Source organism: Anabaena sp. FACHB-83 (assembly GCF_014697485.1).
Taxonomy (GTDB): Bacteria; Cyanobacteriota; Cyanobacteriia; order Cyanobacteriales; family Nostocaceae; genus Nostoc_B.
The window spans coordinates 17,532-30,155 of the sequence record NZ_JACJRY010000063.1; the positions used below are offsets into that span (position 1 = coordinate 17,532).

The window sequence follows — 12,624 nt, forward strand, 5'->3', positions numbered from 1 at the left end:
CTGATTTTATTTTATAAAATTGCAGATTTATCTTATGGCTGACTCCACGCCGCCTTTTAGTATAAATAATATATTAGAGACGCTTAAGCAAACGACAGAAGCGATCGCTGGTTTTGTACAAACAGTAGCAGGATGGATTCGGGACAAAAAATGGGTTGAACTGATTTCCCTGATTCTGGCTACTATTATTCTCGCTTGGGTGTCGAGAGCTGCGATCGCTAAATTTTTAGGCGAACAAAATTCCCAATGGTTTTTTTGGATTTGTCTCGTTGTCGGGATTATGTTTACCGTTGCGGTTGTTGTGGCTGTTGTCGTTAAACCATCCCTATCTAATGCAGCACAAAACCCTGTAGAACGTCAGGCGATTAAAGGGTTATTATCTTTTACCTCACAGGATGCAGAGATTTTTAGTAAGTTACAGCGCCATCAAGATATTAAAAATTGTTTAAGGATTCTCAATAATGCTAACTTTCGCGTAGGGATTTTGTGGGGTGAGTCGGGATGTGGCAAAACCTCGTTTTTACAAGCAGGTTTAATTCCGCAACTAGAAGGCGCACAGGGAATTTATATCCAGTTTACCGATAAAGACCCCTTAATTACGGTGAAAAAGGCGTTAAATAAAGAATTAAATTTAAATTTATCTAGCGCAGAAATTGAAAAATTAGACTTGATTGCTGTTCTGAATCAAAGTATTGCCACAGTTCAAAAACCCTTAATTCTCTTTTTTGATCAATTTGAGCAATTTTTTGTTCATTATCAATCAGCAGATGCGCGTCGTCCTTTTATTGATGCCTTAAATAATTGGTATGGCAATGAGGAAATTGCTGTCAAGATTTTAATGAGTTTTCGCTCAGATTTATTTTATCAACAACATGAACTCCAACAAGTATTGAATTATTCCCTGGATTCCAGAAATAGTATTAAGTTAAAAAAATTCTCGGTAGAACAAGCAACCAATGTTTTAGAAGAAATTGCCAAAGCAGAAAATATAGAATTTGACCGCCGAGATATAGAAACCTTTGTTGAACAAGAGTTAGTCGATAGAGGCAAAGATAAATCTGATGAACCGATTTCCCCTGTAGATATTCAAATTCTTTCTTTAGTAATTAGCGATCAAAAAACAACCAAAGTCCGCAAATTTGACAAAGATGCTTTGAATAAAATTGGCAGATTTGCAGGCTTATTATATCAATATCTTGAGGGACTGTTAAGCCTGCGCGAACAATCAGCCACATCAGCCCAAAAAGAAACGGTGATGAAGCTGCTTTTGGAATTAATCGACTCCAATGGCTTGACGCGGGCGGGGGCATTTACTCTAGCTCAATTGCAAGACAAACTCAAGCCGATAGGGGCAAAAGATATCCAAGATGCAGTGCGTTGGCTAGAGCAAGAGCGTTTAATTATGCCTTTGCAACAAGAGGAAGAAACTGCTTATCAATTGGCACATGAACGGATGATTCCGGCGGTACTGAAACTATCAGGAAAGATTTTGCCCAAGGCAGATAAAGCCAATGAATTACTCAATAAACAAGTAAAAATTTGGATAGATAGTAACCAAAATCCCCGTTATTTATTAGGCTGGCGGGAGTTATGGTTAATTGAACAGCAGAAATCTTATTTAATGTGGGGAGACAGGCAAAAGCAAAAAGAAAAGCTCATCCAAAAAAGTAAGCAGCGAATTGCTCGGAATTTCGGGATAGTTGGGTTTATTGCCGTTTTAGGAATGGGCTTTTGGGGCTGGTTAAACTATACAATTTCGGGGCAACTCACTCAAATTCGCTGGCAGTTGACTAATGCCAGTGAGCAAATCACCGATCCTGAATATCAAGTAAAAGCTATTTCGGCCTTTGCTAAGGATCAAAATTTCTCTCAAGCGTTGAAACTTGCTAACCAAATTACCGAATCCTATTCCAAAGCCTCTGCCTTAAGAGCCATTTCCGAAACTTACGGCAAACTCAACAACCAACCAAAAGCCGCCGAATTGCTGCAAACTGCCCTCAACTCTGCCAACCAAATTACCGATTCCACTTCCAAAGCCTATGTCTTAAGAGCCATTGCCGAAACCATTGGCAAACTCAACAACCCACAAAAAGCCACCGAATTGCTGCAAACTGCCCTCGACTCTGCCAATAAAATTACCGATTCCAGGTACAAAGCCTCTGCCTTAAGAACCATTGCCGAAACCATTGGCAAACTCAACAACCCACCAAAAGCTGCCGAATTGCTGCAAACTGCCCTCGACTCTGCCAATAAAATTACCGATTCCTTTGACAAAGCCTCTGCCTTAAGTGCCATTGCCGAAACCTACAGCAAACTCAACAACCCACCAAAAGCTGCCGAATTGCTGCAAACTGCCCTCAACTCTGCCAACCAAATTACCGATTCCTCTGACAAAGCCTCTGCCTTAAGAGCCATTGCCGAAACCTACAGCAAACTCAACAACCCACAAAAAGCCACCGAATTGCTGCAAACTGCCCTCGACTCTGCCAACCAAATTACCGATTCCAGGTACAAAGCCTCTGCCTTAAGAACCATTGCCGAAACCTACAGCAAACTCAACAACCCACCAAAAGCTGCCGAATTGCTGCAAACTGCCCTCGACTCTGCCAATAAAATTACCGATTCCTTTGACAAAGCCTATGCCTTAAGAGCCATTGCCGAAACCTACAGCAAACTCAACAACCCACAAAAAGCTGCCGAATTGCTGCAAACTGCCCTCGACTCTGCCAACCAAATTACCGATTCCTCTGACAAAGACTCTGCCTTAAGAGCCATTGCCGAAACCATTGGCAAACTCAACAACCCACAAAAAGCCACCGAATTGCTGCAAACTGCCCTCGACTCTGCCAACCAAATTACCGATTCCTCTGACAAAGCCTATGCCTTAAGAGCCATTGCCGAAACCATTGACAAACTCAACAACCCACAAAAAGCCGCCGAGTTGCTGCAAACTGCCCTCGACTCTGCCAATAAAATTACCAATTCCATTTCCAAAGCCTTTGCCTTAAGAGCCATTGCCGAAACCATTGGCAAACTCAACAACCAACAAAAAGCCGCCGAATTGCTGCAAACTGCCCTCGACTCTGCCAATAAAATTACCGATTCCAGTTCCAAAGCCGATGCCTTAAGAGCCATTGCCGCAGCAGAAGCAAACCTGAAAAACTGGGGACAAGCTATCAAAGTCGTGGAAGGATGTAAACAATACAAAGATTGTGAGGTAGATTCCCTGGCGGGGGTTTTAACAATTTATGCCGAGCAGCAGCATCCCCAATTAAAGGAAGAAACTGAGGAGTAAAGAAAAAGTTTGATATATCAGCAAAACACCAATACGGTTCAGTTAACGTAAATTCGATGAGTACTTTTTGACAGTCTTATCAAGTTGCCTAGTAGCATTTCGATCCCCCCTAGCCCCCCTTAAAAAAGGGGGGAATTCAATTCAAAGTCCCCCTTTTTAAGGGGGATTTAGGGGGATCTTTAAGACAATTGAGCAAAACATAACCCCGACTCTAGAGAAAAATCGGGGTTATGGTTTCAAGTTATGCAGTTAAAATTTGGCGGATTAAAATACTCATCACTTCATCAGGGTTATCTGTGGATAGTAAAGGACTCCAATCACCGACATTGGCATAACCCACTGCTTGCAAGTAATGTATTGTGCTGGTGACAGCTTTGGGAGAACCAATCAATAAATGTTTAATGCGTTCTCTTTTAGGAAATGACTGGGGAACAGACTGCGGATGTTCGGGATTTTCTCTTTCTTGTGCCATGATCATAATCGACTCTGAATAATGGGTTAAAGAAAGGCGATCGCAGACTCTGGCGTGAGGGGCGATCGCCTTTCTCATGTCTTTAATAATAGGGTATAATTTTATACCAGTCAACTACCCAATGAAAAAATATTTATAATATCAAGTTTGCTTAATTAGTGATAATTGCGACAATCATTGCACCCCACCCCCAACCCCTCCCCGTTCACGGGGAGGGGAGACAAAGCGTAGCTTTGGCGGGGTGGGGTTTATGGGTTTTAGTAAGTAATTAAGCGGACACAATATAACAAAAATATACTCGATTTTCAGGAGATCGGGAATTTGATGACTGGTTAAATCTGTATTAATTAATACTTATGGTATTAGTCATATAGTGATAAACATAAAATCTGTAGAGACGTTGCATTGCAACATCTCTACAAAAAAATCCGTTTCATTTAAAAAAAAGAATCCTGAATTAAAAATCCAGAATTCTTGTTGTTAAATTATTCCTTCTAATCCAACAAAAAAGGAAGAAGATGGCTAGACGGCTACTTCTAAACTAGATAGTCTGTCTGCCAATAGTTTTTCCAGGTCTTCTAAGGCTTTGGTAAATCCTTTGATACCTTCGTCTAGTTTGTCGTAAGCCATTTGGTCTTCGGCGTGCATTTTGTCGAAGGTGGCTTTGTCGATGGAGATTTTGGCAATGTCCAAAGAAGCGACTTTAGAAGGATCAAGTTTGCGGGGTAGTTCGCCGATGGTGGCTTGCAATTCACCTAACAAAGAAGGAGAAATGGTGAGTAAATCGCAACCTGCTAATTCAGTGATTTCACCAACGTTGCGGAAGCTTGCGCCCATAACTTCGGTTTTGTGTCCGAACTTTTTATAGTAGTTATAGATGGTGGTAACAGATACTACGCCTGGATCTTCAGCAGAGGGGTAGCTGTCGCGTCCAGTTGATTTTTTATACCAGTCCAGAATCCGACCGACAAAGGGGGAAATGAGGGTAACACCTGCTTCAGCACAAGCGATCGCTTGATGTAAACCAAACAACAAAGTTAAGTTACAGTGAATACCTTCTTTTTCCAGAATTTCGGCGGCGCGAATACCTTCCCAGGTACTAGCAATTTTAATCAAAATTCTTTCGGGGCCAATGCCAGCAGCTTTATACTGAGCAATGATTTCTCGACCTTTGGCAACTGTCGCTTCGGTGTCGTAAGATAAACGGGCATCAACTTCTGTAGAAACCCGACCAGGAATAATTTGCAGAATCTTCAAACCAAAGGATACAGCCAAGCGGTCAAAAGCTAAAGATACTATTTGGGCTTTGCTTGCACCAGCACCAGCGTCTTTTTTAGCTTGCAATAAAGTCTGGTCAACAATATCCTGATACTCTGGCATTTGTGCCGCAGCCGTAATCAAGGAAGGGTTGGTGGTCGCGTCTCTCGGTGTAAATTTTTCAATGGCTTTAATATCGCCAGTATCAGCAACTACTACTGTAACTTCGCGCAACTGTTCTAGTAAATTTTTAGACATAATCAACTCCGCGATGGTGATTTGTGTAGGATTTACCTAATTCCCCTATGTGTTTACACTTTCTACGGTCGCTAAAATTCTGATTTCGGCAATCTTTCTTAATGCTTGCTTTGTTCACTGAGCGAAGCCTCAGCCTTATTCTAGCTACGTCAAGCGAGAATCGGCTGTCCAATAGAATGCACTTTGATTAAACTAGTTGTGCCTGATTTACCAATTGGAACGCCGGAAGTAATTACCACTTTATCGCCTTCATTGACTAAACCCGTGTCTGCAACTGTGTTGACGACGTTGATAAACATTTCCTCCGCATTGTGAACTGGGGGAATGAATATAGGTTCAATTCCCCAAGAAAGTGCTAGTTGGCGATAGGAGTTTTCATCAGGGGTGAGGGCAATAATCGGCGCGGAAGGACGGTATTTGGACACTAATTTAGCTGTACTACCAGAGGTGGTATTACAAAGAATTGCCTTTGCGCCTGTTTCATAAGCGATGCGACATACTGCTTCAGCCACCGATTCGGTAACACTGAGACTACCTGCTTCGTGACACCAGGAATGTTTACCACCTTCTTGCAAAGCTTGTTCTGTCCGTACAGCGATGTTGTGCATAATTTGCACCGCCGCTACAGGATATTGACCAACGGCTGTTTCTCCAGAAAGCATGACGGCATCAGTACCATCCAAAATGGAGTTAGCCACGTCGGTGGCTTCGGCGCGGGTGGGATCTGGTGAACTAATCATTGACTCCAACATTTGGGTAGCAGTAATCACGGGTTTACCAGCCTGATTACAACGGCGAATAATATCCTTTTGAATCAGGGGAACTTCGTGAATGGGGACTTCTACCCCCAAATCGCCACGGGCAATCATAATGCCGTCAGCAACTTGTAAGATGGAGTCAAAACGCTCAACTGCTTCTGGTCTTTCGATTTTGGCAATTAAACGAATTGCAGCCCCAGCAGCTTCAATCATCCGTTGGGCAGGTTCTAAATCTTGGGGCGATCGCACAAAGGAAACCGCCGCAAAATCTACACCTATCTGGATGCCAAAGCGTAAATCCATCAAGTCTTTTTCGGTGATTGAACTTACGGGTAATGGTGTCTCTGGCAGATTAACGCCCTTGTGGGTGGAAATTAACCCGCCAATTTTCACCAACGCCCGAATTTTATCGGCATCGCGATCGGTGACAATTAACTTTACACGTCCATCATTAATTAAAATCGGTTCCCCTGGTCTAACCATTGCGAACAAAGTCGGCAAGGGTAAAGGCAGTTCGTCGATACTATTGCCTTTGTCTTGCAAAACAAATGTGACTTCTTCCCCAGCTTCGACATTTAGTCCTTCTGGTGGTAAAACTCCTAGACGAATTTTCGGGCCACAAAGGTCTTGCATAATTGCCACTGGCTTTTGGCGATCGGCACTAATTTGCCGTAAATATTTAGCCGTTTGTCCGTGAAATTCATGAGCGCCGTGTGAAAAGTTTAACCTCGCTATATTCATCCCAGCTTCTACAAGGGCTTGTAGTTTTTCCGGTGCAGAACTAGCAGGGCCAACAGTGCAAATAATTTTGGTTCGACGCATAGGGATTAGGGTTCGGGTCTATATTGCGATATAGAAGAGGAGGCAGGAGGCACTCCGGCTTTGCCGGAGAAGTCAAAAGTAAAAAACCAAAAGTCAAAAGTATTAGTACTTTTGAAATTTCCTAGTCTTTCTGACTACCGCTATCAATGCTTTCCAGAATTGCCTGCATCTATATCACTTGTGCTTCATATCACTCCTTATGTATGTAAAAACACTTTTTTATGAAGTCTGAAGTGTGAAAGCTAAAGTATAAATTTCATACTTCATACTTCACACTTCAGACTTTATTAAGCTGCTACAGTCAACAGTTGTTCTTTTTGTGCCATCGATAACAACAGGTCTACCACCCGGTTCGAGTAGCCCCATTCGTTGTCATACCAAGAAACAACTTTGAAGAAGTTGGAGTTTAACTCAATTCCGGCACCTGCGTCGAAAATACTGGAATGAGTATCACCCTGAAAATCTGTAGATACGACTTCTTCGTCGGTGTAGCCTAAAATTCCGGCTAATTCACCTGTTGCAGCTTCCTTCATAGCTGCACAGATTTCTTTGTAACTAGTAGCTTTTGCAGTTTTAAAGGTGAGGTCAACCACTGAAACGTCAGGGGTAGGAACGCGAAAAGCCATTCCGGTTAACTTACCCTTTAATTCTGGCAATACCAAAGCCACTGCTTTTGCTGCACCTGTGGATGAAGGAATAATATTTTGGGCTGCGCCTCGACCACCCCGCCAGTCTTTTTTACTGGGGCCGTCTACGGTGGGTTGAGTGGCAGTCATGGCATGTACTGTAGTCATCAAGCCTTCGGTTAAACCAAATTGATCATTGATGACTTTAGCAATGGGAGCGAGACAATTTGTAGTGCAGCTGGCATTGGAAACAACTAAATCTTTGCTGGGGTCGAATAAGTGATGATTTACACCCATCAGCAAAGTTTTAACTCTGTCTGGCTCTTTTGTAGGGGCAGAGATAACAACGCGCTTTGCACCTGCTGTTAGGTGTTTGCTTGCGCCTTCATAATCAGTGAAGAGTCCAGTAGATTCCACTACATAATCTGCGCCTAATTTACCCCAAGGCAATTCCGCAGGATTCCTCACGGAAACACAAGGAACAAAATGTCCATCAATGACAATGCCATCTTCCTTGGCTTCCACTTTGCCTTTAAACTTACCGTGAGTGGAATCATATTTCAACAGGTAAGCGAGGTTATCTGGTGGTACTAAGTCGTTAATCCCCACAAACTCAATGTTAGGGTTATAAATGCCAGCCCGCAGCACTAGCCGGCCAATACGACCAAATCCATTAATACCAACTTTTAACTTCGTCAAAATTCAACCTCCTAGTTGAGAACAACCCAGGTCTGTTCTCCGTTTCAGCGCGGCATTTAGCTGGGTTAATTTTGGTCTGACTGAGCTGATCGTGACAGTCTTAGACACCTAAACGCATTTTGTTAGAGATGTTTTAAGGTTTTGGGATTTTATCAGTTATCAGTGAACAGTTATCAGTTATCAGTAAACAGTGAACTGACTGATAACTGATAACTGTTCACTGTTTTAATACGGCCACTGCCAGTTGCGGATTTCGGGCATATCTTCGCCGTATTGGGAAATGTAGTGTTTGTGTTCGATCAGCTTATCTTGCAGGTGTTGTTTGATGTATGCGGCTTTGTAACCTAGTTTCGGCACGCGATCAATTACATCCATAACTAGATGATAGCGATCGAGGTCGTTGAGAACCACCATATCAAAGGGTGTTGTGGTCGTGCCTTCTTCTTTGTAACCACGGACATGGAGGTTCTGATGATTGGTTTGCCGATAGGTTAACCGATGGATTAACCAAGGATAGCCATGAAAGGCGAAGATAATTGGTTTATCGGTTGTGAAAATTGTATCGAAGTCTTTGGTACTTAAACCGTGAGGATGCTCACTTTTTGGCTGTAATGTCATCAAATCAACGACGTTGACCACCCTAACTTTTAAGTCTGGGAAGAATTGACGCAGCATATCCACAGCCGCCAAGGTTTCTAAGGTGGGTACATCCCCAGCACAAGCCATGACTACATCTGGTTCACTACCTTGGTCGTTACTTGCCCATTCCCAAATGCCTATGCCTTTGGTGCAGTGTTTAATGGCTGCATCCATATCTAGATACTGCAAGGCTGGTTGTTTGCCGGCAATAATCACGTTGACATAGTTCCGGCTTCTTAGGCAGTGGTCGGTTACAGAAAGTAAGGTGTTGGCATCGGGGGGAAGATAGACGCGAATTACTTCTGATTTTTTGTTGACTACATGGTCGATAAAACCAGGGTCTTGGTGCGAGAAGCCGTTGTGGTCTTGTCGCCAAACGTGAGAGGTGAGTAAGTAATTTAGGGAAGCAACTGGTCTGCGCCAGGAAATATGGCGCGTGGTTTTCAACCATTTAGCGTGCTGGTTGAACATGGAGTCAATGATATGGATAAATGCTTCGTAGCAGGAGAAGAATCCATGACGACCAGTCAGGAGATAGCCTTCTAACCAACCTTGACAATTGGTTTCGCTGAGAATTTCCATTACCCGACCGTTGGGTGAGAGGTGTTCGTCTTCGGGCAGGATTTTGGAAACCCAAGTTCTATCAGTGACTTCAAAGATGGCATCTAATCGGTTAGAGGCGGTTTCATCAGGGCCAAAAACGCGGAAATTCCGACTGTCGAGGTTGAGTTTCATCACATCCCGGAGGAATTGGCCTGTGACTTTGGTGGCTTCTGCTTCGACTTTGCCGGGTTGGGGAATATGTACGGCATAATCTTGGAAGTTGGGCATTCGCAAATCACGCAACAAGATACCGCCGTTGGCGTGGGGATTATCGCCCATCCGCCGCAGGCCTGTGGGGGCTAATTGGGCGAGTTCGGGAATGAGTTTACCGTTTGCGTCGAAGAGTTCTTCGGGTTTGTAACTCTTCATCCAGTCTTCGAGTAATTTTAAATGTTGTGGCTGTTGAGCGATCGCTCCAAAGGGGACTTGATGCGATCGCCAAAAATCTTCGGTTTTCTTGCCATCAACTTCTTTTGGCCCTGTCCAGCCTTTGGGAGTTCGCAAAATAATCATCGGCCAGCGTGGACGTTCTGTAAATCCATGTACGCGGGCTTCTCTTTGGATGTTTTGAATTTCGGAAATGATTGTATCTAAGGTTGCTGCCATCTGTTGATGCACGTCTGTGGGTTCAGAACCTTCGACAAAGTAAGGTTTATAGCCATAGCCCACAAATAAGCTTTCTAATTCTTCGTCGCTTAACCGTGACAACACTGTGGGGTTGGCAATTTTATACCCATTGAGGTGCAGAATCGGCAAAACTGCCCCGTCATTTACAGGGTTGAGAAACTTATTAGAATGCCAACTAGCAGCTAAAGCCCCGGTTTCGGCTTCACCATCACCCACAACCGCAGCCACAATCAAATCAGGATTGTCGAAAGCTGCACCGTAAGCATGTACCAAGGCATAACCTAATTCTCCACCTTCGTGAATTGAACCAGGGGTTTCGGGGGCGACATGGCTAGGAATCCCACCAGGGAAAGAAAACTGTTTAAACAACTGCTGCATTCCCTCAGCATCTTGAGAAATGTTGGGATAATATTCGCTGTAAGTTCCTTCTAGGTAGGTGTTCGCAACTAAACCAGGGCCACCATGACCAGGGCCAGCAATATAAATGATGTCCGTATCATATTTTTTAATGATGCGGTTGAGGTGGACATAAATCAAATTCAACCCTGGTGTTGTTCCCCAATGTCCTAAAAGTCGGGGTTTGACGTGTTCGATTTTCAGGGTTTCTCTCAGCAGTGGATTATCTAGGAGATAGATTTGCCCTACTGACAAATAGTTCGCCGCCCGCCAGTAGGCGTTAATTTTCTGCAATTCTTCGTCTGTTAAAGGCTTTGTTTGTGGAGAGATTGCTAAAGTCATAACAAATTTCCGTATACAACAGGATTTTGACCTTGTTTCGTAAGCTAGTGTAGTGGTCTATGCAATAACGGCCATCCTACTCATGACAAATTTTTTCCAGCGCCAATCAGGAAAAACTTGTACTTTGTTGTTGCGATCGCTGGTGCGAAAATTTTTAGTGAGTGATAAATAATTCCCGAATATCTCCTGCTTGAGAGAGTAGCAGATGTAACCAACATGACTCGCTAGTTTTAAGATTTTTTTAAACCATTTATGACAAATGCCAGAAATTCACTACAGAATTTGGTTTAGAAAAGATAATCTTATTAAAGAAATATTACTTTTACTAAAAAATATTAAAGACTCTAGCCTTCACTAGTCTGTGAAGGTACGAATTTATCTGCGTGCATCTGTCAGTTTTCTACATTCATTTAATGATCACCGAAATCAGAATTGAATCATAGTGTTAGATGGAGAATCCATAGCTTGCTTTTAAATCACAAACATTTCCCAGAACAGCAACAATTGAGAATAAGCAATCATTTGAATTCTCCATCGAATTTTTAAGGCGCTCCAATTCTGCCCTCAATAGGTAAACCTTGATTTAACCCATGTTCAGTGGCAGCTTTGTAATTAGTGCCGTAAGCTTGCTTTAAGTCAGGATATCTATCCAGGTAATACTTCACATCAAATGCAGGTGAGCCTACTCTGCCCTCATATAGATGCGATGACAGAGGCATTGTTAGCATTACCTATAGTTCCTCCTCTATCACAGTCAGAGGTATAAACATAACGAGTAGCCACATAACCGGAAGGTGGTGTCAAACCACATATTGTTAACCCTGTAACGGGAGTATCGATAATACTGGCGTTGTCAGATGTACTTGTCGTTTGTTGCTGACGGCATTCCAACACATAAGTATAACGAACAGCCACATAACCAGTCGGGGGTGTGAAGCCACATATCGTTAATCTTGAAGAGGGAGTTCGGATGGTAGCAGCATTTTGTGAAGTACCTGTACTTAATCCTGTACGACATCCTGACGCATAAATATAATTAACAGCCACATAACCAGTCGGGGGTGTAAAGCCGCATATCGTTAATCCTGATGAGGGAGTTCGGATAACAGCAGCATTTTGTGAAGTACCTGAAAGTCCTTCTTTACGGCATTCCGACGAATAAGTATAACTAACAGCCACATAACCATTAGGGGGTGTGAAGCCGCATATCGTTAATCCTGATGAGGGAGTTCGGATGGTAACAGCATTTGGCGAAGTATCTGTAGTTCCTCCTGTACGGCATTCAGGTAAATAACGATAACCAACAGCCACATAACCAGGCGGAGGTGTGAAGCCACATATAGTCCTTAGAGACTGTGCTGTGGTTACTTCTGGATAGACAAAGGATGAAAGGGTAAAAGCTAATGCAGTTCCAACATTAGTCAAAAGTAGTGCTGCTAAGGAGGTTTTTGACACTGTATTGCTCCAAAATCATTAATAAGGTGCAACCTGTGAATTGACAAATGTCAATAACAGTACATCCCTATTCAGTCATTTCACTAGTTTTGCTATGTTTTATGCTAAATTTCGCTACTAAAATTACCAACTACAAATTATTTAGCTTAATCAAAAATTCATCCCACACTGCCCTTCGGGTCAGATGTGGGATGAATTTTTGGCTGACGACGAATTGACCCACAACCAATTCAATCCGCTTTCCTTGACAGGACAGGGGGTAGGTGAGGAGTCAGCATTGTTTATGCTTGGTAACGAGTCAATAAGCTCATCTATCACTTGAGTCATTGTTTTGTCAGCATACTCTGCGTATTCTTTGAGCTTACTGAATCTGCG

At 43.0% G+C, this 12,624-nt stretch carries 8 protein-coding genes and 1 pseudogene; 1 reads left to right on the top strand and 8 read right to left on the bottom strand.

What is annotated here, in order from left to right; genetic code table 11:
• Positions 1–34 precede the first annotated feature (34 nt).
• Positions 35–3,295, top strand: coding sequence for a tetratricopeptide repeat protein (locus H6G79_RS32890; protein WP_190594707.1), 3,261 nt, complete (start codon positions 35–37; stop codon positions 3,293–3,295).
• Positions 3,296–3,536: 241 nt separating this feature from the next.
• Here H6G79_RS32890 and H6G79_RS32895 read toward each other — a convergent pair whose 3' ends face one another.
• The 8 genes and pseudogenes from H6G79_RS32895 to H6G79_RS36545 all read right to left on the bottom strand — a co-directional run.
• The gene (locus tag H6G79_RS32895) at positions 3,537–3,767 is read right to left on the bottom strand and encodes a hypothetical protein (RefSeq protein ID WP_242048698.1); all 231 of its coding nucleotides are present in this window, start codon (positions 3,765–3,767) and stop codon (positions 3,537–3,539) included.
• A 522-nt stretch (positions 3,768–4,289) separates the two neighbouring features.
• Complete coding sequence (locus tag H6G79_RS32900; RefSeq protein ID WP_190594708.1) at positions 4,290–5,282, bottom strand: transaldolase; 993 nt, start codon at positions 5,280–5,282, stop codon at positions 4,290–4,292.
• Between the two features lie 149 nt (positions 5,283–5,431).
• The gene (gene pyk / locus H6G79_RS32905; protein ID WP_190594709.1) at positions 5,432–6,862 is read right to left on the bottom strand and encodes a pyruvate kinase; all 1,431 of its coding nucleotides are present in this window, start codon (positions 6,860–6,862) and stop codon (positions 5,432–5,434) included.
• A gap of 287 nt (positions 6,863–7,149) precedes the next feature.
• Positions 7,150–8,187: a type I glyceraldehyde-3-phosphate dehydrogenase gene (gene gap / locus H6G79_RS32910; RefSeq protein ID WP_190594710.1), complete on the bottom strand. Its 1,038-nt coding sequence runs from the start codon at positions 8,185–8,187 to the stop codon at positions 7,150–7,152.
• 225 nt (positions 8,188–8,412) lie between these two features.
• Positions 8,413–10,794 carry a phosphoketolase gene (locus H6G79_RS32915; RefSeq protein ID WP_190594711.1) on the bottom strand — a complete coding sequence of 794 codons (2,382 nt, stop codon included), beginning with the start codon at positions 10,792–10,794 and terminating at the stop codon, positions 8,413–8,415.
• Between the two features lie 542 nt (positions 10,795–11,336).
• Entirely contained in the window at positions 11,337–11,513 is a 177-nt protein-coding gene (locus H6G79_RS32920) for a hypothetical protein (protein ID WP_190594712.1), read from the bottom strand.
• Positions 11,488–12,249, bottom strand: coding sequence for a hypothetical protein (locus H6G79_RS32925; protein WP_190594713.1), 762 nt, complete (start codon positions 12,247–12,249; stop codon positions 11,488–11,490). The genes H6G79_RS32920 and H6G79_RS32925 overlap by 26 nt, the downstream gene beginning before the upstream one ends.
• Before the next feature lie 180 nt (positions 12,250–12,429).
• Positions 12,430–12,624: pseudogene (locus H6G79_RS36545) on the bottom strand (hypothetical protein); the annotation flags it as partial.

What these genes read in the sequence shown, in the direction of transcription:
- H6G79_RS32890 (WP_190594707.1), top strand. Translation starts at nt 35, where the DNA reads ATGGCTGACTCCACGCCGCCTTTTAGTATAAATAATATATTAGAGACG.
- H6G79_RS32895 (WP_242048698.1), bottom strand. Translation starts at nt 3,767, where the DNA reads ATGGCACAAGAAAGAGAAAATCCCGAACATCCGCAGTCTGTTCCCCAG.
- H6G79_RS32900 (WP_190594708.1), bottom strand. Translation starts at nt 5,282, where the DNA reads ATGTCTAAAAATTTACTAGAACAGTTGCGCGAAGTTACAGTAGTAGTT.
- pyk (WP_190594709.1), bottom strand. Translation starts at nt 6,862, where the DNA reads ATGCGTCGAACCAAAATTATTTGCACTGTTGGCCCTGCTAGTTCTGCA.
- H6G79_RS32915 (WP_190594711.1), bottom strand. Translation starts at nt 10,794, where the DNA reads ATGACTTTAGCAATCTCTCCACAAACAAAGCCTTTAACAGACGAAGAA.
- H6G79_RS32920 (WP_190594712.1), bottom strand. Translation starts at nt 11,513, where the DNA reads ATGCCTCTGTCATCGCATCTATATGAGGGCAGAGTAGGCTCACCTGCA.